This window comes from Paenibacillus sp. FSL E2-0178, assembly GCF_038593005.1.
GTDB classification, from domain to species: domain Bacteria; phylum Bacillota; class Bacilli; order Paenibacillales; family Paenibacillaceae; genus Paenibacillus_AQ; species Paenibacillus_AQ phytohabitans.
In genome coordinates this window covers 5,400,025-5,424,468 of sequence record NZ_CP151953.1, presented here as the reverse complement: position 1 = coordinate 5,424,468, position 24,444 = coordinate 5,400,025, and the positions used below count along the sequence as shown (strand labels likewise).

Genomic DNA, 24,444 nt, shown 5'->3' with positions numbered 1-24,444 from the left:
AGCTTGTATAAACTTAGCCTTAGTCGTCACTGCGGTGAATATTTGGACTTCCGGCCGCTGTTGTCCCCAGATTTCTTGATTGAATACCGCTTATTGCGGTTGAAATCCGGTGACAAAGGCGGTCGCTACCGCTCCTACAGTTCCAAATTCCCCCTCCGTTCCTTTCGGCTTTTGGTATTTTCCATTCTGTTTATAGTTGTCATGAATACTTCATCTACAGCCACTATAATCGGTCTAGCTGCGGCGTATTTCTCACTGCCTGAACGGTCAGCAGCGCCTGCTCCACATCATAATAAATAATATTGCCGACCACTACTGTATCACATAGAGCAGCTGCCTGCATGGCTTCTTCCTCACCTGTAATACCGCCTCCATAAAAAAGCTGGCTGTGCTCGACCATTGCCCTGACCTCACGCACAGTCTCCATATCTCCGAACCTTCCGCTGTACTCCAGATAAACCACCGGCAGATTCATCAGCTTGTCCGCAATCTGTGCATAAGCCGCTGCCCCGTCTGCGCTAAGCGAGTGGTCTGCCCCTGTAAGCCGCGCTACGGATGAATCGCCATTGAGCACAATATAGCCCTCAGTCAGCAGCAATTCCCATGGAATCAGACTGCCGAACCGTTCAATTGCCCGGCGGTGATGGCCAAGAATCCATGAAGTATCGGCAGTGTTGAGCACCATGGGAATCATATACAGATCAAAACCGGGCACAGCGGCTTCGAGATCCGACACCTCCAGGGCACAAGGCAGATCATACTGCCGGATTCTCGCGAGCAGACTCACCGTATTCTCATAAGTAACACCAGTGGAGCCGCCCACCAGTATCGCATCGGTTCCCGAGAGACAGACAGCAGCGAGTTCCTCGTCACCAAGCTCACGGTCCGGGTCCAGCTTGAACACATGCCGCCACGGCTTGATCATTTGCCGCATTCCATTCATCATCGTCCATCCTCATTGTTCATCTAAGTAAATACTCTATTTCCCAGTATTTCAAAACAACAAATATACTCCTGCACACGCAAAAGCCGTATCTCTAGTCTAAGTCAGTACGAAGGCGGGTGTCAATTTAAAGCGAACAAAAATGCGAACATTTTTTCGTATTTTTAGAGTATAAGCTTTTGGATGTACAGAAGCCTGCACGTTCAACTGCTAGCGGACACCCTTGATCCGGCTTAAGTCGTCCTCAGAGACAAAATCGGTATAGAATCCGTCGACTCCCATCCGGGACAGCTCCGAAATTTCCTTCTCGTCATTCACCGTATGCACATAGACTCTTGCCCCGGCATTCTTCAGCTTCCTTACGAAGCTTTTGGTAGCTCTTACCGTCGGCATTGTGATATCCACTCCGGTTTGACTAGCGAAATCAATGACCACTTCATCACTGTCCTGTGTCTGATACAGCGTAAAGATCACTTCAGGAAAAGCGTACACCCGGTTCACCACATCCAGCATATCCCGGCTGTAAATCTGCGGAACAATCCGCTGCAGCAGGGCAGGCTCCTTCCTCTCGGCCGCTTCCACAATCAGCTGAAATTGTTTCGTTACCCGCTCCGGTTCGAGCTCTTTCGTGTCCGTTACAATATAAGCATCCGGGTAGATCACCAACAGGTCCATAATCTTCTCAATATCCAGCGGGGAGTAGAGTTCAAGAACCGGGCTGCTCATGACATCCTCATAGTTCAGCACAGCCCCTTGCTTCGCCGCGGGAAGAACATTCTGCTGGCCCAGCAGCTTGCTCATATTGGCAGTCCATTCATGGCGGGCCACCAGCTTGTCATCACTTGTCAGCAGCAGGTCCGCCTCAAAAACCCGGGTTCCCTGCTCATAGTTAGCGATAAAAGCATCCAGTGTATTCGTATACGTATAGTTATGAATCCCTCCCATAGCGTGAGCTACAATTCTATGGGCTGCAAAGCCGGTAGCGGGCTGTTTCTCTTTTTCCCCAAGTGTGAGTACAAGCAGGAGTGCAATAGCTCCGATCATAATGACGGAGGCGATAATCTTTTTCTTATCCATGATGGCAGGTTCCTTTGCAAGTGTTAGAGTAGTTGGCCTGAAAACAAGAAGAAACGGCTGTGTCTTCCTCCGGGGAGGGTCGGCAACCGTTTCTATGGAATAATATAGTATGAGACCGGTCCATTAATAAGCGTTCTTGAAGCCGTTGCGGATGGTTTTGGCGATGATCCGGATGTCGAACAATAGTGACCAGTTCTCGATATAGAAAATGTCATGTTTGATCCGGTCCTCAATCGACGTGTCCCCGCGCAGACCGTTACTCTGAGCCCAGCCGGTAATCCCCGGACGCACATGGTGCTTCACCATATACTTCGGAATCTCACCGCGGAACTGCTCTACAAAGTACGGGCGCTCCGGACGAGGACCGACCACACTCATCTGGCCAAACAGCACATTGAAAAATTGCGGCAGCTCATCCAGACTGGTCCGGCGGATAAATGTCCCAAAACGTGTGCGGCGCGGATCTTCACGCGTACTCCATCCCGTATCCACTTCACCGTCTGTCTGCATCTTCATCGAACGGAACTTGTACATCATGAAGTTACGGCGGTTAAGTCCTACACGCTCCTGCTTGAAAATAATAGGTCCAGGCGAAGTTAGGCGCACACCCAGCGCTACAATCAGCATTACAGGAGACAACATAATAATGGCGAACAGGGAAAATACCAGATCAAACGCCCGCTTAGCCATTTTGTTGCCGGCCATATCCAGCGGAATGTCGCGTACGTTAATCATCGGCATCCCGGCGAAGTTATCGAAGTAAGGACGGGCCGGCAGGTAGTCGAAGAAGTCAGGGATAATCAGTGTCCGTACACCCGCCTTCTCGCAGGTAGCGATAATGGTCGGATATTTCGAATGGGCATCCAGCGGAAGGGCCAGAATGACCTCATCGACCGGCAGCATCTCCAGCATACCTTCCAGCTGATCCACGGTTCCCAGAATCGGCTTATAGCGTTGTTCCTCAATACCATCCCATTCGTGGAAGTCATCCAGGAACCCGATAGCCTCATATCCCAGCTCAGGATACTGCTCAAGATTGTTATAGAATCTTTTGCCCAGCGTACCTGCACCGAGAATCAGCACAAACTGGCGGTTAAAGCCTTTTTCACGCAGCGATTTCAGCATCTTCTTCAGCACATAACGGTACAGCATAATGGAAAGAATATTGAAGCCCATATATATAGCAAGATATTGACGGGAAACGTCAATTTCCTTCAGGAAAAACATCAGGCCGAGCAGAATGAAAATACCCATGGCGTGAACCTGAAAGATTTTGATGAATTCGTCAATGAACCGTTTCTTGCGCTTCGGCAAATACAATTGAAGCACAATTCCGATCAGAATAGCGATGGCTCCGTAGATAATACTCCAGTAAGCATAAGACTCTACAGGAAGGGTCCTGTAGGATTCCAGCAAACCGCTTTTGAACTTCAGCCACCAGGCAGCCAGAAAGGCCACTTGAATGACCAGGAAATCGGCAACCATATATAACTGTGTTAGAAACTTTTGATTACGGCGGATCATAATCTCACCTCAGCATTCGATTCATTGCGTAAACCGGCTTCCCCGGGGACTGTCAGACTCTGGGCTGGTGTTGGAACCTTGCGTGGAGCAATCAGCGCATTGCGCAGCAGCGAAAGCGTGAACTTGACGCCGACTCCCGCATACACCGCTCCGTTTATCATACTGTTGTACCGCCTGCTATAATGCTTCTTATGGAATAAAATCATCGCCCGGTGAAATTCGTACACGATCTTGAACGGTCTGCGGCGCGCACTGCCACCTTTGAGATGCACGATCGATGTCTGCGGATAGTAATAAATCCCCCAGCCGGCTGCTTTGATCCGGTAACACCAATCCAGATCCTCTCCATACATAAAGAACGTCTCATCCAGGCCGCCCACCTGCTCGATGGTCTCCCGCCGCAGCAGCATGAACGCTCCAACCAGACAATCTACCGGGTAAGAGTCATCCGGGTCCAGATAACCCAGCTGATAGCCGTTGAACCTTGGACGGTCCGGAAACAGCTTACTGAAGCCAAAAGCATAATAGAAGGAAGCGGATGGTGTCGGGAATCCTCTTTTACAGGCCTTATCCAGCGAACCATCCGGCAGTATCACCTTACAGCCAGAAGCCCCCAGATCCGGACGGCTGTCCATAAAAGCAACCATCGTCTCCAGCGTATCCTTACGGACCACTGTATCTGAGTTCAGCAATAATACATATCGCCCTGAGGCAGCTTCCATCCCCTGATTATTACCCTTGGCAAACCCTACATTCTCCGAATTGGCAATCAGCAGCACATCCGGGAATTCCTTGCTTATCGTCTCTACCGAGTGATCATGGGAGTTATTATCTATTAAAATAATTTCATAGGAGTATCGGGTCTCGGAGTCATATACCGACCTCAGACAGTCCATCGTCAGGCGGCATGTGTTGTAATTTAGAATGATTATACTAACATCTACATTCACTGCTATACTCTCCTGACAAATATAGTAATCTATCGACAATTATTATAACACAAAAACCTCCATGATAGGCGCAGCCTGTTCAGGGAGGTTTTTACAACCCAGACTTCTTGATTGATACCACCTTTAGCAGTGGAAATCCGGTGACTGGGTATGCTTCAGATGCAGCTTTCCTACGGAAACTTTCAGGCGGTTGCTATCGCTCCTACAGTTTCACCCCCCCTCCGATCCTGCTCATTTTTTGTTTTTTACTTGTATTCATCTTATATAGCTGGCGGAATCAGAAGAACAGGTAAGTCCATTTCACAATATGCAGAGCTGTTACTCTCATTTCTCTTCATGATCCCTGGCGCTTAGCCTTCTCCTGAATATAGCGGCGCTTACGCTTCAGAGCAGTCCTCTGTTCGAAGAAGGATGACCAGGCTCCCATTAACTTAGGTTCCTTCAATAACGAGTAGCCATGTGCGGCGATCTCGTAAGGCAAGGAATATAACAGGGTAAGCAACATCCTGCGGGAGGACTCGTTCTTATAGATCATTTTATAACGGTTGATATATGAGATCCGCTTGATGAACATCGCCTTGCTGCTCCGTCCGGATGTTTTCCAGCCCCGTTCGTGGTAGCCTATAGCTTCCGCATCATAGTAGGCCTGCCACCCAAACAACCCGGCGCGCCAGGCTACATCCACATCTTCCTTATAGGCAAAAAAGTCCGCATCAAAAAACTCACCGTCAACGCTGATATCCTCAATCATCCGCCGGGAGTACATCGCTGCTGCACCGGATACACCGAATACAACCCCTGACTCCTTCCACAGGTCTGAAGACTCTCCGGCTCCACGGTCAAACGCCCGGCGGGCTTTATTCATCCGCAGTCCCGTGCTGTCAACGAGTGAATGATCCGCCTTCAGCAGCAGTTTACCTGTGGCACTGCCGATCTGAGGGTTGGCTTCCATGTGCTTAACGAGTCTGGATATATAGTCCGGAGCCAACGTGAGATCGGGATTCAGCACCAGTACATAATCTGTATTAGTACCGGCAATAGCCTGATTGTGTGCGGGGGCAAAGCCGGTGTTGTGTTCATTATCAAGAAGGACGAGTGATGGCGTCCGGGTAATGCTGCCTGCAGAGTTGGGTGCCCCCTGACCCGTTGTAGTTCCTTGATTCGAGTTCGAGTTAAGCCCGTGGTAGAACGCTCTGACCTTATCCGCCGAACCATCCGTTGAAGCGTTGTCCACTATGACAATTTTTTTGACCGGATAATCCTGAGCTAATACAGCCGACAAGCATTCAATGATGTCATCCGCGCTGTTATAGGTAACGATATGTACACTGACTGTTTTAGGGTTCATAGGTGACCTCGAATTCCTGGTTCTTTATTGGGAAATCTATATCTATTATAGCGAAAAGAAGGTTGACAGGCTATGTTAAGCACAATAGAAGGTAATGTTAGTTACATAGCTATTGTGGTTCACCCCTATTGCCATATTGTCCAGACAACTAATGAAACTCCTTACCGCATAAGCGATCAGGAGTTTCATTAGTTGCTATATAAGACTCACTTTTAATTTGAACTTGAAGCCTAGTCGTCACTGCGGTGAACATTTGGACTTCCGGCCGCTGTTGTCCCATATTTCTTGATCCGCTATTCGCGGTAGAAATCCGGTGACAAAGGCGGTCGCTACCGCTCCTACAGTTCCAAATTTGTCCTCCGCTTCTTTCGCTTTTTGTTTATTTTTTAATGCGGCTTATATAGTTAGTTATTTATGCAAATCCCGCGCCAATGGTTACTTCAGCTCCAGCAAAAAGTCTCTCAGACCTTCCCGCCATGGGCGGATGTCCTGGAACCCGTTGGTACGGATGGCCAGATGCTCCATCACCGAGTTGCGCGGACGCGGCGCTGGACGTGGAAACTGTTCGGTAGCACACGGCTCAAGCTTCGCTGTGAACTTCAGCCCCAGAATATCTTCTGCTTCCGCAAAGATGGCCTGGGTGAATTCATACCATGTACAAGACTCTGTGTTCGAGGCATGGTACACTCCATACTTTTCAGTCTGGATAAGCTCAAGCAAGAATCTTGCCAGGTCCACCGTATAGGTAGGCGAGCCCTTCTGGTCATCTACAACCTGCAGCAACGGCTTTTCCTGCCCTAGCTTCAGCATGGTTTTCACAAAGTTATTGCCGTATTTGCCATAAACCCAAGAGGTACGTACGATAAAGAATTTAGACGATAAAGACTGGACCAGGATCTCTCCAGCCCGTTTAGACTTACCGTAGATACTCTTAGGATCTGTATTATCATATTCATGGTAAGGCTGAACCCCCATGCCATCGAACACATAATCCGTGCTGATATAGACCAGCTTGGCGCCCGCCTTTTCTGCAGCAAGAGCCACATTCCGGCTTCCGGTAGCATTAATTAGGTACGCTGCGTCAACATCGGTCTCTGCCGCATCAACCGCGGTATGGGCCGCACAATGAATGACAGCATCAGGAGCAAACGCGCCGATAACCTCCAGGCACTGGTCCAGATCAGTAATATCCATCTCCTGACGGTCACAGCCCAGAACCTCATAACCCTGACCTTGAAGCAAGAGCATAAGATCTTGCCCCAGCTGTCCGCCTGAACCTGTAACGAACACTTTCATCTTCGCCATTACAGTGAATCCCCCAGACGGCTGCCGTACTGGAGTGCGGCATACTTCTGGTATTCTCCAGACTGAATGCGGGTCCACCATTCTTTGTTATTCAGATACCACTGAATGGTTTCCTTAATGCCCGTTTCAAACGTATGCTTCGGCTTCCATCCCAGCTCGTTCGTGATCTTAGTCGGATCTATACCGTAACGGCGGTCATGTCCAGGACGGTCCTGAACATACGTAATCAGCGAGTCCGGTTTACCTAGCTCCTGCAGTACCGTATTTACAATATGCACATTCGTCCGCTCATTATTGCCACCAATGTTATATACTTCGCCATTCACACCTTCATGAATAACCAGATCAATCGCACTGCAGTGATCCTCAACATACAGCCAATCACGGATATTCATTCCGTCACCATATACAGGCAGCGCCTGATCAGCCAATGCACGGGAGATCATCAGCGGAATCAGCTTCTCCGGGAACTGATACGGGCCGTAGTTATTGGAGCAACGAGTAATATTGACCGGCAATCCAAAGGTCTCGTGATAGGCACGCACCAGCAAATCCCCGCCCGCTTTGCTGGCGGAATAAGGGCTATTCGGCGTAAGCGGCGTTTCTTCCGTGAACAAACCTGTAGCACCAAGTGATCCATAGACCTCATCCGTGGAGACTTGCACGAATTTAGTTATACTGTATTTCTTAGCTGCATCCAGCAGTACTTGAGTGCCCAGGACATTCGTCTTCACAAACACTTCCGGCTCCAGAATACTCCGGTCCACGTGGGACTCAGCAGCGAAGTTAACCACTACATCCACACCATCACCGATTAGCGCATCCATCGCCGCACCATCAGTAATATCCGCTTTGACGAACGTATAGTTGGGATGATTCTCAATCGATTTCAAGTTCTCCAGATTACCTGCGTAAGTCAACGCATCCACGTTGACGATCTTGTAATCAGGGTGTTGCTGCAGCATGTATATTACGAAGTTGCTGCCGATGAAGCCGGCTCCGCCGGTGATGAGAAGTTTCATTTGTGTACCCACCTTTTACTAGAGAAATGATTTATGCTATCGATTCCAGAGCGGAAACAATTCTGTACATCAAGTATTAATCAAAATTCAACTCTGCATCCTTCAATAACGGATGATGCTGATCTTTGCTAGACAACACCGGACTCGCTGTCGGCCAGTCAATCCCAAGTGCCGGATCACTCCATAGTATGCCACGGTCATTCTCAGGGGAATAATATTCGTCCACTTTCTATAAGACTTGGGTGTTTGGCACGATGCCAAACACTAGGTGTAAATATTCACTCGTAATAGCTAAGTCCCTTAGTTGTAATGGCTTTTCCGAACAAAATATAAACTGTATAGATTGAATTGAAAAACTCTACACCCGAATCAGTAGTCGATCAATAACCTCAAGAGGGGCCAGATTGACCGGTTCATGAAGGCTGCGACATGAGATTGTTTACGACATCTTGTTTCAGCCATTTCCACATTCCCTCAGCGGGATTAAGTTCAGGACTGTACTTAGGAAAAAAAGTTGGCGCCTCCGATGCTTCCGAAGAAGGGCTGAATTCCACCAGCAGGATGAGTGTGACATTGTCTAACACCATAACAAGTTTGCCTTTGGAATAGGCCTGCAGCATATCTACCAAAAACCGTTGAAAAGCCGTTGCATCGAACTTTTCATTCTTCTCAATGGATTACATGGCTCGTATCGTAGTCGATGGCAGCAAATAGTTTAGCTCCTTTATGTTCGCAATGAGTCGCGATCTTACGTTACTGTCCCCACAAAAAAGAGGGTCGATCTTTCCTTGGTTCAGTTGCTCTTTAAGTTCAGCAAAGTGACTTCGCGGAATTGTTTCTGTTCCGTACCGGAGTATACGTGGCTTTCGTATAGCTAAAACCCAGCCGATTCAGCATCTTGGAGATTCCTTTTAGCGTATACTTCTCACCGAACTCGCGAAGAATCCAGGCACGGATAATTCTTAAAGACCAATATACTTGGCCTCGAATCCAACATCCACAGGTCTTTGGCCTGCAATCGTTTCTTTCAGCCGTTCTTCTTTTCGTCGGAAAACTTCCGAATTGCACCGGCCAAATTCCAAGCCTGAGTCCTTGCTTGAGATAATCGTTCCAATACCCGTTAATCGCAGGAAATGACATGCCAAAAATTTTCGCAATTTCGGTTAAGGTCCGGCCTTCCAAATGCAAACGGACAGCTAAATATATTTCATACAGGCGTGTGCTCTCCGTTTCTTTCATAGCAATGATCAGCTTTTTAATCTCTTGTTCATGCTTCATTTCGATCCCCGCCCTTTTCGATTCATTACTTTCTTTTGCCCGTTTAGGCGGCTCTCAATTTTATGAGTTCAATCTATATAATTCATTTATTAATCATTCTCAATTCTACTGACTCTTCCTCATCAATAATATTTAGTTCTTCTTTTACTAGAAAAAGAGGTCTTCGTTTAGATTCGTTATAAATTCTACCTATATATTCCCCAATAACTCCTAAAGTTATTAATTGAACGCCCCCAAAAAATAATATTGCAACCATTAAAGAAGGATATCCTGGTACTGGATTACCTAATGTAGCAGTTATTATAACTAAGTAGGTCGCGTACAGTAAAGATAATACTGCAATTAGAAGTCCTAAATAAGTTGCAAATTGCAAAGGTGCAAAAGAAAATGACGTTATTCCCTCTATTGCAAAATTCCATAACTTCCAATAATTAAAACTACTTTTCCCTGCATATCTAGGTTCCCTGTAATACTCTACACTCGTTTGGTTATAACCAACCCAACTAAATAACCCTTTCATAAATCTATGCTGCTCAGGAAGTAGATTTAAAGCTTCTACAACTTGTCTGGTCATCAGTCGAAAATCGCCGGTATCTGCCGGTATATCAAAACGAGTCATTTTGCCAATAACTCTATAAAAGGTATGTGCAGTGGCTTTTTTAAACCAGGTTTCTCCATCTCTTTTCAGACGTGTCGCATATACAACATCATATCCTTCTTCCCACTTTTCAATTAAAAGAGGGATAACCTCTGGCGGATCCTGCAGATCAGCATCAATAGGAATCACTATATCTGACTTGGAATATTTCAACCCTGCTGACATAGCAATTTCTTTACCAAAATTCCTTGATAAGTCAATCACTTTAATTCTTTTATCGTAATTAGCAAGTAAACGCAGTCTTTCCATAGTGTCATCCTTACTACCATCATTAATGCATATAATTTCATAATTGTAATCATGATGTTCTAATACCTTAGTGATTTTCTCATAAAACAAACTAATATTTTTTCCCTCATTATACATAGGAACAATTATAGATAACGTGAAACTAGCAGTTTCCATTTTACAACCCTTTCTTTATAAAGAATAATAAATCAAATACTATAATTTATGAGTGAGTGATCACCAATGTCTAAATGCTACAATGTACAAAAAGTCATCTCAAGGTTTTTTCAAACTTAGATATTCTATTGAGAGTGCTAATAAGCGCTCATCTTCATTTATTCCTAAACTTTTAGGCGACGCTGCATCCGGTAATTTCAATGAAACATTGAGCTCATTTTTAATAATGTCACTGGGTATGGAGAATTGATAAGTACTATTGGAATCTATAATAGTTTCACTTATTTTTTTATTATTTGCGAAGACTAATAAATGTTGTCCCTTAATTCCACCACCAAGTAGAGGTGACATCTTTATAGATAAAACTAGATCTGTATTAGGTTCCTTTATCGAAAAAAGCAATGATGCCTCATTCCCCTCCGTCCAAGTATAATTTTCTTCTGCAAAACTCCATCCACTTCTTTTCACATTAAAGGATTCTCCATCTGCACCAAAGCTAATAACCTCACCATATTTATAATCAAAACTATTTGCATCCAGATTAAGATTTTTTAAATTCGGATCCATAGTCCCATTAGGTATGAGAACATTGAACCCATCAGCAGAAACTAACAGATCAGTATCCTTTTTGGTCTCTTTTACGTTTTCGATCATAGAACTATCAATAATATAAATATCTTTTGAATTGAATTCTCCTTTATCAAAATCACGAATCAATTTTTTACTGTATGCTTCCCTTTTTTCATAATCGTCTCTTGCAGTATAAACAGCATTTATTGTCATGTTTTTTTCAGCTGCTAACATTGAAAATGCTACATATTGACTATTAACAAGCGATGGAACAAAAACTATATTATTGTATCTTTCTCCATCAATTCCACTCCATAAACTTGATCTCAAAGGAGTTTCCCAATTCATTTCATTTGAATACAAATCATGAAATTCAGTGAACTTTCCTGAAAGATCAGCAAATTGAAAAGACAACGCCAATATTAGTAATAAAGCAGCAGCTTTTTCTTTCGTATTTCTAAGAATTTCTGTTAATGTATAAATAATAATTAAATAATATACTGGCCAGAAAAACCTCCCTGACGCTCTGACTATCCCACCAATCTTCAGCGCAAATCCCGGTAAAGGAATATCAAATAATATATGATCTGAAAATGTTACTACATTACTTATTGAAATCAATATAAAGATAATGGATATAATTATAAGCCCAACTTTATCTTTAACCTTTCTGTTTTTTGTATAATTAGTAATAAAAATAAATATAGAGCATATTAGCAATAAAATTACTCCGAATCCTAAATAGTTAAAACCCTCATACTGACCTGGAGTTGCCGAAGGTTGATCTTTAAGGAAATAATAAGACCACCCTTGTGGGTTAAATATGGAATTTATATTCATTGAATAATTTCCAAATCCATCGGAAACCCCTGACGAACCAATATAAAAGTAACCGACACACCAAAGAACTATTAGAATTAATAGGGCTGCAAAAAGATAATGAATGACGCATGTGAGTATGCTTATTTTTCCTGTGAAAAATAATTCTAATACTTTTATGAAATACACTGTGAAAACCATCAAAAATAAATATGGGTGAATTAAAAGACTTACCAACAACAATAGGATCCATAGTAAATTTTTGTAAGAAGATTTATAGAGATATAATGAGGCAAGAATAATCCAATGGCCCATTAATGCTTCATGTCCATAGGCTCTCCAAAGCATTATAGGGCTCATGATAAAAAACATAAGTCCCAAAAATTGCAGTGCAAAATTACTGGTCATTTTTCTCATTAATAATAATCCGAAAACCCCTTGCAAAATATAGCAAATAAGAATCCAGATGCCTAAATACTGAAATGTCTCCGGCAAGATCGAATTAAATATTTTAAAAGAAAAAGCTAATAGGGGAATAGAATCAGTATATGTAATAGAAGTTCCTATCGGCGTATTTAAACTGCTTATCAAACCTGGAGGAAAAGACCACGGATCATTTCTAAAAAAATGCCAACCTAAAAAATGCTGAGCAGGATCCCCTCTAGACAATAACCAATTAATATAAGAAGTATTCAATATCTTTGGACTTAGTATAGTGATAAAAAAAGAAGCTCCCAGCCCACCACTTAATATTAGTAATATACTATTCAATTTTGTTTTACTCAGTTTCCCCATTTTTTCATTTAAATAGAGAAAGATTAAACTGGTAAATATACATAGACCCACAGACGTATATAAAGTGCCGTATTTCCAACCAAAAACTAAAACTAATATAGTTGTTAAAAATATAAACATAAAATTATTTTCTTGTTGATTGTACAGCTTTTTTTTCATAAATCCCCCAATGATTTTGTAGTGAACGTTATTTTTTTGTGACCAATAAACCCTATAATTGTATAGATTCCCGATGAAAAAATAATCACAAAATTATCAAATATCTCTATACTTGGAATAATATTTTCTATTAAATTGCCAATGTAATAACCAAGGCTATAAGAAATTATATAAGAAATTAGAGAAACTAATAGGAATTTAAATAGGCTCTGAGCTTTAACTCCATTATATTTAAAAGTGTAACGTTTATTTAAAAAGAAGCTAACTATAATTCCAATTATATTTCCAATAGATGTAGCAATCCAATAATTTAAATGGAATATATTAAACAATATCAAAATGGAGGTTAATCCCACTAAAGTATTTATCACTCCAACACACAGATACCTCAGGAAAATAAATAAATTTCCTTTTTTCATCGCACACCTCATTTTTCACTTCTAATTTACAGATATTAAACTTTCCCTGTTATATAGGTTAATTTGAAGATTAAATTATCTATCATTGATTGTCTAAAAAAAGGCGTCCTACCAATATATAAAACTCGAAATATCCAGTTACGATTCAGAATATCTAAAAATTGTTCAATAGCCTGCCGATCTTGCGGATCCATTACTGAATAGAAGCAAGAGAGAAATTCACGTGCTTGATATCTTCGAATATAATAGTATTCCCCTTTAAAATAGCGACAAATTCTTATTTTTGCCTTTTCAAAAATAGATCCTGTTTTTCCACCAAGTAGATTATTATTATGTTGTCGATATAAAATATATGGCTCTTCATCAAAAATAACTCTTCCAAACGCGGAAACACATAAATATACCCACCAATCATGCATAATAACTTTTGAAGGATCATCTGGAGGGAATTTCGATATAAGGTTAAGTGTTTGCCGATTAATTACTATTGTGCAACCAACAGCCATATTTTCTATTAATGCGTTGTATAACGTTAACGACTTTGCGGGAATATTAGGCCATCTTGTTAATGATGTTAGTTCAGCATCTACCATCTGGGTTACCGAACAATACATCATAGGAACCTCCTGTTCCTCATTACCATCTTTGTTCATTAGATTTACGGCCTGATATAATTTATTTTGTCCCCACACATCATCCTGATCGCAAAATGAAAAAAAATCGTAATTGCTCTCAATTGATAATGCGTATTTCATGAGCTCGAAGAAACTTCCTCTAGCCCCCAGATTCTCACCAACATATAAATAAACAGATTCATTGTGCGTATTATGATATCGTTTTAAAATATCAATTGTAGAATCTCTAGACCCATCATCCCTAATTACAAGTACTACCTTCACTCCTTTTTGGGATAGCACACTTTTAAGTTGTTCCTCTATATATTTTTCCCCATTAAATGTCGAGAGCAGCACTAGTACGGCTGGTTCTTTCAATTTCTTTACCTCCGTATTTCATTAGGTCTTCAAAATTCAAAACTGAATCCCTCTTGTTTTACAGATAATTTATTGTAAGATGGCTTTTTTAATATCTCCCCATATTAGGGCATCTCTGAAAACATCTTCCTCAAGCAATTCGCCTTGCTGGATTTCAATTATTTCCAGATCCTCATTAGCTTTTATGCTATGCTTTTGACCTGCGTATATCTTAACTAAGTCACCTTCCTTTATTAGTATTAATTTATCATCCAAAATCATTTCTCCGTTGCCAGCTATGATACTCCAGGTTTCATTCCTCTTCATATGTTTTTGATAGCTTAGATTCTTATCTTTTTTGATACAGATTCTTTTTGTTAGAACTTCTTCTTTTTTTGCATTTACTGTGTAATCCAGTACCCTAAACCAGCCCCATCTGCGCTCTTCATACATTGGTCTTGTACTTGATGACTTCAATGCCTCTTTAAGTTTTGGCGTCATTGAAATCTCTGAAACTAAAATGCCATCAGGGCTCGCTGCAACTATTACATTCTGTAATCCCATAAGAACTACTGGAAGATCCAACTCATTAATTAGATTGACATTAGAACAGTCAGTGATAATGCCATTGCCAAATAGTTCTGAGTCCATTTCCTCAACCAAAGCATCCCAAGTGCCCAAATCCTTCCAAGACCCATGGTATGGAACAACAAAAAGCGTTTGTTCTTTTTCCAACACTTCAAAATCGAAGCTGATTTTTTTTTGGTTTTTATATTCTAGGAGCAAGCGATCATAATCACCTGGGATGTCTCGATCTTCCATAATTCCCTTCAAATAGTTCAAATTAAAAGCGAACACTCCACAATTCCATAATGCGGATTTCTCGATTAATTTTTTAGCTTCTGTTGCAAGTGGCTTCTCAACAAAATGATCTACCTCAATTAAGCCTTCATTCGCCCAAGAATCTAAAGGAACAATGTATCCATATTTCTCTGCCGGAGAAGTTGGCGTTACTCCCAGCAAAGCGATAGCAGCATTTTTTGACTTCATCATAGATTCTAAATTTATTATGTGTTTGAAAAAATCATCTTCTACGTACATGTCAACTGGAAGAACTATGACGATTTCATCTTCCTCAGTATTTGTGTTTGATAATAGATATGAAACGGATAGCGCAATAGCAGGAAACGTATCCTTTCTCTCTGGTTCAATGATTAGAGGAGGGCAATCCTCGATCTGAGATTGTAACATCTCCACCTGAGACTTACTAGTTGTTATATAAGATGCATTTTGTAAACCTGCTTTATTAATTTGCCTCCAAACTCTTTGCACCATTGATTCATAATTGAGATTATCATCTTTCAATATTTTAAGAAATTGTTTTGAACGTGAATCATTTGATAGAGGCCAAAGTCTGGTACCAGAACCTCCAGAAAGTAAAATTATCCTCATAATACACCTCGATTAGTTTTGCCCTTTTTAATATAAAATGGCAAGAGCTTAATAAAACCAAATAACGCTTTTATTTTAGCCTTTTTCAAAGCCGGTTTTTGCCGTGTTGTTAGTGTTTCTTTAAGAACATGCCAAACATAACGAGCAAATTGCTTGCAGAATATTGGCAAGGGGAAATTTTTATATATAAAAATTAACTTATTACGGTATATATGGTATACAAAAAATGGGGACCACTCCTGACTACTTCCTGTATGGATATGCCGTACTACAGCCGTAGGACAAAAGTATAGCTTGAATCCTAGCTTTTTAATTCGATAGGAAAGATCAGTATCTTCATAATACATAAAAAAACGTTCATCAAAACCACCAACTTTATCAAATAGCCCCTTATTTATCATCATTGCGGCGCCACAACTAGAATCTAGTTCATAAACATTATTATACTGACCCTTGTCTACTTCGCAGAATCCGATATCATAACCATCAAACTTTTCATTTATTCCCGAGCCTGCATTTTGAACCAGCGTTAGTTTATTAGCTGAAACTACGTTTTCAGTTAAGGTGAAGCTCTTTGTCATTGGCAAGATTTCATCTTCTATAACCCATGAATCAATATTGGAATTATTGATTCTAACAAAATCAAATTCAATATTTAGTCCTGTTTCTTCAACATTAATAAGTGGTACATATATTGTAGTGTGTCCAAAACAAGTTATATCATTTTCACCATACAAAACATTTTCCGTGAACTTGGGATCGATTGTATACTTTTGACCGTTAATGGTAACTCCCTTAGAAAGAAAAACTTTATCATGTGTATTTATATTCAGTTTAATAAAATCATAAAAGAAAATTAACTTTGAAGATACTATTCCAATATCAGAGTGTGTTTCGCTAAATAAAGATAACTCTTGCAACCAATTCTTAGATACGGCTGTGTCATTATTCAAAAACACAACATATTCGCCTTCCGCAAATTGAACACCGAAATTGTTGCCACCAGCAAAGCCAAGATTTTTCTCCGATTTAACTATTTTTAGAGAAGGAAATAAATCCTGATACTTTTCTGTTAAATACAATACAGAATCATCAGACGAATTGTTATCAACAAAAACAATTTCATATGTAACTCCTTGAACATCTAAATTAATGAAAGATTGAAATAAATTATCAATATACCTTTTCCCGTTATAATTTACAATAACTATTGAAATATTATAAGGCATTGAATATCTCCTCATTATGTTTATAGAAATTCTCAACTGAGAAAAACTCCGCCCGCTCTATTGCTTGCAAGGCTAGTTCTTCACGTTTATTGGGATCGGAAATTAATTCAAGAGAATATTCCAAAAGCTCTTCTCTGCTATTCCATAACAACCCATTTTCTTGATGGTTCACTATCTCTGTTTGTCCACCTTTGTTAATGACGATCGGAACTACACCATTACTCATTGCCTCAACTGTAGTTATTCCAAAATGCTCCATTTTGTCCGGAAACATGTCACTTTCTTCGTCTAGCCCTGTTGCATGCCAGAATAGTTTTGCTTTACCGTATAACTCATCAACTTCAACTAATGGTATATTTATATGAAGGTATATAGGGTAATCTTTAATTTTATTTCTTATACTGTTAACATATTCAACATCATTCGGATTATTGGATAGTGCGCCAACTAAGTGCAATTCCCATCCCTCGAACATTGTATGATTTGCAATGTAAAAATCCACCAATATGTCTTGTTTTTTATTATGTGCACCTACAAAAAACCTTCCAACTGATAAAATCACATTCTCCTTCTTCAGTAAATCCACTTTCACCATTTCAGATTCTGAGAAAACCGGTGGGTATATAGGTTTGTTTCTTTTTCCGGTTTCCCAATAATGTTGCTGCCAGTGATTAGTAAATAGTGAGTTAGTAATGAAATAATCGTAGCTATTCTTAAATTGAAAATCTAAAGAACGACCAATTATATTCTGCGGAAATTTACTGAAATTATATTTTTGAGGAGGAAACATGCAACAGTAGATGTTTTTATCGGCTCTTCCTACATGTTTACTAAGGAACATAAAATTAATAAACAAATCATAATTCTTTGTGATCCTTTCAATAAATCGTTTGTTTTTATAATGGCTAGTAAGTGTGTTAGCTGAAGGTAAATCCACTTTCACTATTTTTGTTTTCTCTAATCTAATTCCGAATCTTTCTTCCAAATCATTAATTGTAGGATAATCAGTGGAATGTATATTCACATTATTATAGTTATGAACCATGATGTCTATGGTGACATCCTCGTAGTAAGATTCTATAAATTTGCAAAGATATCCCATGTGTTTCTCCCCACCACCTAATGTGGGCAAATAAGGGTTTAAGACAAGCACTCGTTTAGTCAATGATTTTCTTCCTTTCCTAAGCCTTTATAAATCTGGCTCAGTAAATTCTCATTTTGGTGTTTCATTTGATGAAACTCTTGTTGAAGGCTTTCATATGCATCTACTAGCTCTTTATTTTTAACAGTATTTTCATGGTTTTGTTGTGCTAAATGTTTGTTTTGCAGTTCAACATTGTGATATTTATCTGATATTTCAGTTAAATGAGTATTTAAATGATTAATTTCCAGTTGACCTGATAATACACCTTCTCCATACTGCTCTAATTTAAGTTCCATTTCCTCTAATCTGTGTTGTAGATCTATAATTTCTTCATTTTTCTTAGAAACAAGTTTCGCCTGAAATTCTTCGATCCTCAGTTCATTAGACTTTTCAACCTCTTGGCTTATACCAAAATATTCAGTGCCTATGATTTTCTTTACAACAGTCCCTCTCCAAGTCGCTTCAATACCTCTTATTTTTCTTATTATGTTAGCAATATGAGCATCTGCAGTCACTATTGAGTTACTTAAAATATCTATTTCATTTTTTGCCTGAAGTATAGAACTTTTTAGATTGCTATTCACTTCTTCTGAATTTTTAAATTTATTTTTGTATTCCTCAGACTGAAATTGAGCATGTGTGAGTTTCATAGCAATTTCATTTTTTTGTTGCTTAACAAAATCAATTTCTCTTATTAATTCTTGGTTTTCCATTAAGCTACTCGCTAATAACATTTTACTTTCTTCCAAACTGACGAGATGCTCATTTGTCTGGTCTTTCAATTCAGACAAATGAATAATTCGGCGACGATAATGAGTATTTATTTCATATTGACGATTTCCCAAAACATAAGATTGAAAGCCTGTTTCCATTTCTTGATATAGTTTAATATCTGATATATCTAACACCTTAAAAACTTCTTCAATCTTCAAGAATCCTCTCAAATAATCGCCATACTTCCAAAACAATCGACTGATACTGCGATAAATAATATAATTCAAGGGAGTTTGTGTGTGGAAAATCCATTCAAAATCAATAATCACCTTATTAGATTCATTAATTAAAATATTATCAAAAGTGAGATCTACGTTTGTTTCGGAAAAACACTCAACATTCTCTAATTCAGTTTGAATTTTAAATACCTTCAAAAATTCCTTATCAGATTGGAATTTTGGAATTATCTTTGTTCCTAATGATTTTAAAAGATCGATATATTCTCTTAGATATTTGAAAAACTGATTCATATCTTGTGATCTTATTGACGATAATAACAATTCATCCATTGTATTCCCTTCAATAAATTCAAAACGGATTCTATCTTCCCCCAATATAGTGGTTTTTACAAATTTCACGTTCTGATATTTCGATTGCAATAAATTATAGTTATTATATATATTTTGAATGTGAGCACACGCCGCTTCATTCAGCGCCTGCTTTTCCACATAGATACTTCCTTGATCTTTTAGAATACTCGTTTTTATTTGAAAACCAGGAAGTCTATTTCGGCTGAATTTAGAATATAAGATTTTCATAGTGGGTACTCCTCACCATTTTTACAAAATACTAGAAATGAATTAGCGAAAAAATCAAATTGCGCATTTTCAATAATATTGTTAAATGCCAGATATTCTTGAAAAGTAGCTACTTGATCGGAATCAAAACTGTGAAATTCTTTATCTATGTCACCCATCCCAGGAAGGTAATCGTCAGAAAAAATCTGTGTTGGAATTTTATAATCTGGCATTGGATAGTAAAATTCCGGTTCTATTAACCCCGCTTTATTTATCAATTCGTTCAGTTCATTTTTACTAAAAGTTTTAATCCCCTTGTCATCTATATATCCTTCAATACCCTCAAAACTTATTCCTGTATGATCTTCTTTCTTCCCTGCCCAATATTTAAGACCAAATTTATTCTCAATAGCAATAATCAGCTCTCCATCAGGCTTTAAATATTTTCTTATATTCTTGATAAACTGTAAGTACGGATCTTGAGCTTTTGTGAATTTCCCTGCATATTCAAGAACACCTATCAAAGTGATATAATCAAATTTTTGTTCAAACACCATATCTTCCATATTGCCAACAATAATTTCAAGATTATCTCTCTCACTATTTCGATGAGCATTAATTTCAGCTCTCTTCTTAGAAAGTTCCACAGCAACTACTTTTTTGTTTTTTTCACATAACACTCCTGTTATCCCACCACAACCCGCACCTATCTCAAGAAGTGTACTTTCAGTTTTAAAAGGATACCATTCCAATAAATTGTACCGGTAAGGAGTTAGATGATAAAGTATTGGCCATCTGTGGTCGCTAATGAGGACATTATTAATTTCATTTTCACCCTTTTTGACAATTGAGAGCAATTCATCCTCAATTTCCCCATCACTATATTCATCCAAACCGGTATAAAATTCCAGGTTCAGATATACGTTTCCAATGTTTTCATTCATACCATAGCCCTCGATTTTTCATTTTTATAGACCTCTACTGATGACTCAACATCATAAACTCCAACGATATTTTTAAAAATAGAAGCCTCAAAAGAAAGTACATCGTATAGTCTATGATAAACTACTAATTCTTCATTTTGAAATCCGGTACAGCCAAGCGAAAGAGTGTAGAATCCGCTTTGTAGTTTTAAACTTTGAGTAAAGGTTATTGTTACAGTTTCACCATGAGTCACAGGTGTCATGATAACATTTTCATACATAGTATTTGTTCCACAAAGTTCATTGCCTTTTAAGTCTTTAATTGTGAAAGCAAAAATCGGTTCACTAACTTCCCCGTGAAAGACCACCCTCATTTTTATGACTACCGGTTCTTCACTAATAATCTTAGAGGCTGGGTAATTTTCTGTATCAAAAATTCCAAAATCAATAATTTCGGCGGTTTTATCTCCATATTCTAATAAATTGTTATTTAATGAGAAGTTACTTTTCCATTCGCCTTCTTCAGACAGTTTAGTACTTTTGTTAATCTTCATTTCTTCACTTATATCGTACAGGTTGACTAAAATTTTTTTGTAAACATCAACCATCTCTTTTGCTGTACCCTCAGCTACATTTTCACCATTGTGTATTACTACAGCCCTATTACAGTACTTTAAAATAGTATCCATCGAATGAGTAACAAAAATTATTGTTTTTCCTTGTTCGATAAACTCATTAATCTTTCTGAAGCACTTTGTTTGAAAGGCAACATCTCCAACAGAAAGTGCCTCATCGATAATCAGAATATCTGGTTCAACATTGATAGCTACTGCAAATGCCAAACGAGCAAACATTCCACTTGAATAAGTTTTAACAGGTTGGTTAATAAAATCATTAATATCTGCAAAATTCAAAATCGATTCCAGACGATCATTCATATCTTCTCTGGAAAACCCCATAATATGGCCATTAAAATAGATGTTTTCTAATCCTGTTAACTCGGGATTAAAACCCGCCCCAAGCTCTAGTAATGCAGCAACTTTACCATGTACGGTGACCTCACCAGTTGAGGGGTTAAGGACTCCGGTTATTATCTTTAACGCTGTAGATTTCCCAGCACCATTCTTCCCTAGAATTCCAATACATTCTCCTTTATATATATTCAACGTGAGGTTTCTCAGAGCATAAAAATCTTTATGTCGTTTAGTTTTTCCCGGAATGATCGCTTCCTTTAAACGATCTGAATTACTTTCATAAAGTTTATAAACTTTTGAAACGGACTCTATCTTAATAGCAATTTCTTTATTCTCACTAGTAGAATTCCCTTTATGTTTGGTGTTGATATCTTTCATAATTTACCTCCTAAATTATAAAACGTCAGCAAAGTGAGGACGAAGTCTTTTGAATAATACACGTCCTATAAAAAGAGTAACCAAAGCAACTACCCAAAAGTATATTGTAAGCTGCGGACGTTCCCAAAACCAAAAGCGATAGATAAAAATCCCCCTGTAACCTTCTGTAATATAGTACAACGGATTCAATTTAATCAAAAATGCATACTTCTCAGGCAATGCTGCAAATGAATAGAAAATCGGAGTTAACCAAAACCCAAACTGCAACAACATTGATATTAGTTGACCTATATCCTTTAAAAAAACTACCAAAGAAGATGTAATCCAAGATAATCCAAGAAGCAATACAAACAAACAAATTAAATAGTACGGTATCTGCAAATAATAAATATCTGGATAATACCCATAGATTGAAAAGAGCGCAAATAAAAACAATATAAAGAAAAGATGTACCATTAAAGAAGAATAAATCTTTATCAAAGGTAATATTTCTACTTTAAAAAGAACTTTTTTAACCAAGAAACTTGTTTCTACGACTGCATTGGTCGCCGATTGTAAAGCGTCCGAGAAAAAATTCCAAGGAATCATTGCAGCCGATAGCCACAAAATAAATGGAACATTATCTACAGGTTGATTCTTAAGTCCATATTGAAAGACAAACCAAAAAATCATAAGACTAATAGTCGGTTGAATAAAGGCCCAAGCAATACCAAGATAAGATCCTGCATATTTTCTTTTAAAATCATCTTTTGACATTTGAATAATAAATTTTTGCTGTTGAATAAATGATCGAAGCCAAGTTTTAAACATCTGATTTTTCCAACTTTCGTATTATTTGTTTGATTTATCATGAAGCATGTAAACTCGAAATAAAATATCAATTTCTCACAAATAAAAGTAATATAATGGAATTTTAATAATCGGCAGTCGAATCCAGTATACGGCAAAAAAACCTAACAGTCGAGAAATGCCTTGCCTTTTTAATTTTACTATAAAGCACTTATGATGTAGTCCTATTGTATTTTTTTTATAGATGTCGTTTCAAGTGGGATTATTTAACGAAAAAGAATTAAACAAATAAATTTATTAAAATCACGTAATTTACTTGTCATTTATCATTACCGGTAATTTTAATAACCTCTTTGTAAATGGACAAGTAGTTATTGTTGATAAGAGTAGAATGAATATACTCATAATCAATCAAAGTTTTCCGGAATCTGATTTTCAGTTATCTAGAAAGAGTTGAACTTACAATGAAGGGCATGATCTTAGCTAGTAGCAGCGGAACACTTTTGCACTCCCTAACTATGGTCTCAATTAAATAGTTACTTCCAATCTATTATAAACCCATGATTTATTATCTCCTGTCCCCTTTAATGTTAGCTGGAATCAAGGGAATCTTGATTATCTCCACCCCAGAAGATACACCAAGTTTCTTCGAATTATTCGGTGATGGATCAAATTCGAAATTTCATTTGAATATATTGTCTAACCCAGTCCTGATGGTTTGGCACAAGTTTTTATCTTGGGTGAATCTTTTTCGAAAATGATTCGGTTGCCATGATCGTTGGAGACAATTTAATTAGGCGTATCTGGAACTAGGTGAATTGGATGTTGATCTTTTGGGCCGTGGCTTTACTTGACTAGATACAGGGACTCATCAAAGTTTAGTTGACGCCACCAATTTTGTAAGAACATATAAAAGTTCACCTGGGCATCAAGATTGCGGTGCTGGAGGAGATTGCATATATTAATGGATGGATCACAGAAGAGCATTTTTGGGATTGCGGGCGAAAACTTAGTAAAACTGGTACGGCCAATATCTAATGCAGGTAGCGATAGGTGAAATTCAATATTAAATGAAAGAAAGAGTGGGAACAATGCAATTCACAGAAACTGAGTTAACTGGTGTATGGATAATTGAACCTAAGGTATTTGGCGATCACCGGGGCTGGTTTATGGAAACCTACAGTGACAACAAATTCAAGGAACAGGGCATCGACCTAAACTTCGTTCAGGATAACCAATCTTATTCTGCAACTAAAGGGACTTTGCGCGGACTTCATTACCAGTTAAACCCAAAAGTTCAAAGAAAGCTTGTACGTTGCACAAAGGGAGCTATATTCGATGTTGCTGTCGATATCCGCAAGGGTAGTCCTAATTATTGACTATGGTTTGGCATTGAATTAACTGCAGAGAATAAAAAGCAATTACTAATTCCAAAAGGCTTCGCCCATGGCTTCTGACGTTGGTTGAAGATGTTGAAGTTCAATATAAATGTGATGAACTATACGCTCCTGAATGTGATGGTGGAATCTTGTGGGAATGATCCTACCATCGGGATAAATTGGCCTATTGATGTGATTCCGGTCTTATCTGCCAAAGATGAGAATGCCCCTCTTCTAAAATATACGAATCTGAATTTCATATATTAAATTTCCCATAAAAGACTAATTCCAGAAAACGGCCTATACCCTAATGTTCCATTACGGAGCATGAGGCATAGGCCTAGTATTTGTTTTTTTGTTCTATTGGTAAGTGTTACTTGAAACATAGGCAAGACTATGTTAATAAATATATGCTAAAATAG

20 protein-coding genes and 3 pseudogenes are annotated in these 24,444 nt (G+C 38.9%); 2 read left to right on the top strand and 21 right to left on the bottom strand.

Going from position 1 to position 24,444, the window contains the following annotated elements; translation table 11 throughout:
- Nucleotides 1-223: 223 nt before the first annotated feature.
- From MHI42_RS23560 to MHI42_RS23460, 21 genes and pseudogenes are all read right to left on the bottom strand, one after another.
- On the bottom strand, nucleotides 224-934 hold the full coding sequence (locus MHI42_RS23560; RefSeq protein WP_342424794.1) for a heptaprenylglyceryl phosphate synthase: 711 nt from the start codon (nucleotides 932-934) through the stop codon (nucleotides 224-226).
- 219 nt (nucleotides 935-1,153) lie between these two features.
- Nucleotides 1,154-2,020 (bottom strand): phosphatidylinositol-specific phospholipase C/glycerophosphodiester phosphodiesterase family protein, encoded by an 867-nt coding sequence (locus MHI42_RS23555; protein ID WP_342420838.1) that lies wholly within the window; start codon nucleotides 2,018-2,020, stop codon nucleotides 1,154-1,156.
- A gap of 123 nt (nucleotides 2,021-2,143) precedes the next feature.
- On the bottom strand, nucleotides 2,144-3,544 hold the full coding sequence (locus tag MHI42_RS23550; RefSeq protein ID WP_042217960.1) for an undecaprenyl-phosphate glucose phosphotransferase: 1,401 nt from the start codon (nucleotides 3,542-3,544) through the stop codon (nucleotides 2,144-2,146).
- Nucleotides 3,541-4,494 (bottom strand): glycosyltransferase family 2 protein, encoded by a 954-nt coding sequence (locus MHI42_RS23545; protein WP_039307141.1) that lies wholly within the window; start codon nucleotides 4,492-4,494, stop codon nucleotides 3,541-3,543. Before MHI42_RS23545 ends, MHI42_RS23550 begins: the two co-directional genes overlap by 4 nt.
- A gap of 334 nt (nucleotides 4,495-4,828) precedes the next feature.
- On the bottom strand, nucleotides 4,829-5,842 hold the full coding sequence (locus MHI42_RS23540; protein ID WP_342420837.1) for a glycosyltransferase family 2 protein: 1,014 nt from the start codon (nucleotides 5,840-5,842) through the stop codon (nucleotides 4,829-4,831).
- Nucleotides 5,843-6,277: 435 nt separating this feature from the next.
- A complete protein-coding gene (gene rfbD, locus MHI42_RS23535) occupies nucleotides 6,278-7,138 on the bottom strand; it encodes a dTDP-4-dehydrorhamnose reductase (RefSeq protein WP_342424793.1) in 861 nt (286 codons plus the stop codon).
- 8 nt (nucleotides 7,139-7,146) lie between these two features.
- Entirely contained in the window at nucleotides 7,147-8,169 is a 1,023-nt protein-coding gene (gene rfbB / locus MHI42_RS23530) for a dTDP-glucose 4,6-dehydratase (RefSeq protein WP_342420836.1), read from the bottom strand.
- Between the two features lie 76 nt (nucleotides 8,170-8,245).
- A pseudogene (locus MHI42_RS23525) lies at nucleotides 8,246-8,425 on the bottom strand (dTDP-4-dehydrorhamnose 3,5-epimerase family protein); the annotation flags it as partial.
- A gap of 157 nt (nucleotides 8,426-8,582) precedes the next feature.
- Nucleotides 8,583-8,843 (bottom strand): transposase, encoded by a 261-nt coding sequence (locus MHI42_RS23520; protein ID WP_342424792.1) that lies wholly within the window; start codon nucleotides 8,841-8,843, stop codon nucleotides 8,583-8,585.
- Between the two features lie 136 nt (nucleotides 8,844-8,979).
- Complete coding sequence (locus MHI42_RS23515) at nucleotides 8,980-9,447, bottom strand: winged helix-turn-helix domain-containing protein (protein WP_342420835.1); 468 nt, start codon at nucleotides 9,445-9,447, stop codon at nucleotides 8,980-8,982.
- 82 nt (nucleotides 9,448-9,529) lie between these two features.
- Nucleotides 9,530-10,510, bottom strand: coding sequence for a glycosyltransferase family 2 protein (locus MHI42_RS23510; protein ID WP_342420834.1), 981 nt, complete (start codon nucleotides 10,508-10,510; stop codon nucleotides 9,530-9,532).
- Between the two features lie 99 nt (nucleotides 10,511-10,609).
- Entirely contained in the window at nucleotides 10,610-12,853 is a 2,244-nt protein-coding gene (locus tag MHI42_RS23505) for a DUF6311 domain-containing protein (protein ID WP_342420833.1), read from the bottom strand.
- On the bottom strand, nucleotides 12,850-13,272 hold the full coding sequence (locus MHI42_RS23500) for a GtrA family protein (RefSeq protein WP_342420832.1): 423 nt from the start codon (nucleotides 13,270-13,272) through the stop codon (nucleotides 12,850-12,852). The genes MHI42_RS23505 and MHI42_RS23500 overlap by 4 nt, the downstream gene beginning before the upstream one ends.
- A gap of 35 nt (nucleotides 13,273-13,307) precedes the next feature.
- Nucleotides 13,308-14,264, bottom strand: coding sequence for a glycosyltransferase family 2 protein (locus MHI42_RS23495; RefSeq protein WP_342420831.1), 957 nt, complete (start codon nucleotides 14,262-14,264; stop codon nucleotides 13,308-13,310).
- Between the two features lie 69 nt (nucleotides 14,265-14,333).
- Entirely contained in the window at nucleotides 14,334-15,695 is a 1,362-nt protein-coding gene (locus tag MHI42_RS23490; protein ID WP_342420830.1) for a sugar phosphate nucleotidyltransferase, read from the bottom strand.
- Entirely contained in the window at nucleotides 15,692-16,924 is a 1,233-nt protein-coding gene (locus MHI42_RS23485; protein WP_342420829.1) for a glycosyltransferase family 2 protein, read from the bottom strand. Before MHI42_RS23485 ends, MHI42_RS23490 begins: the two co-directional genes overlap by 4 nt.
- A complete protein-coding gene (locus tag MHI42_RS23480; protein WP_342420828.1) occupies nucleotides 16,914-18,089 on the bottom strand; it encodes a glycosyltransferase family 4 protein in 1,176 nt (391 codons plus the stop codon). The genes MHI42_RS23485 and MHI42_RS23480 overlap by 11 nt, the downstream gene beginning before the upstream one ends.
- Nucleotides 18,086-19,600, bottom strand: a complete 1,515-nt coding sequence (locus MHI42_RS23475) for a hypothetical protein (RefSeq protein WP_342420827.1) — start codon at nucleotides 19,598-19,600, stop codon at nucleotides 18,086-18,088. The genes MHI42_RS23480 and MHI42_RS23475 overlap by 4 nt, the downstream gene beginning before the upstream one ends.
- The gene (locus MHI42_RS23470) at nucleotides 19,597-20,523 is read right to left on the bottom strand and encodes a class I SAM-dependent methyltransferase (RefSeq protein WP_342420826.1); all 927 of its coding nucleotides are present in this window, start codon (nucleotides 20,521-20,523) and stop codon (nucleotides 19,597-19,599) included. Before MHI42_RS23470 ends, MHI42_RS23475 begins: the two co-directional genes overlap by 4 nt.
- A complete protein-coding gene (locus MHI42_RS23465; RefSeq protein ID WP_342420825.1) occupies nucleotides 20,520-21,854 on the bottom strand; it encodes an ABC transporter ATP-binding protein in 1,335 nt (444 codons plus the stop codon). Before MHI42_RS23465 ends, MHI42_RS23470 begins: the two co-directional genes overlap by 4 nt.
- A gap of 15 nt (nucleotides 21,855-21,869) precedes the next feature.
- A complete protein-coding gene (locus MHI42_RS23460) occupies nucleotides 21,870-22,664 on the bottom strand; it encodes an ABC transporter permease (RefSeq protein WP_342420824.1) in 795 nt (264 codons plus the stop codon).
- 443 nt (nucleotides 22,665-23,107) lie between these two features.
- On the opposite strand from MHI42_RS23460, the pseudogene MHI42_RS23455 reads away from it, so the two are divergent.
- Both MHI42_RS23455 and rfbC read left to right on the top strand, forming a co-directional pair.
- Nucleotides 23,108-23,713, top strand: a pseudogene (locus MHI42_RS23455) (sugar phosphate nucleotidyltransferase).
- Nucleotides 23,714-23,734: 21 nt separating this feature from the next.
- Nucleotides 23,735-24,289, top strand: a pseudogene (gene rfbC / locus MHI42_RS23450) (dTDP-4-dehydrorhamnose 3,5-epimerase).
- The last annotated feature ends 155 nt before the right edge of the window (nucleotides 24,290-24,444 follow it).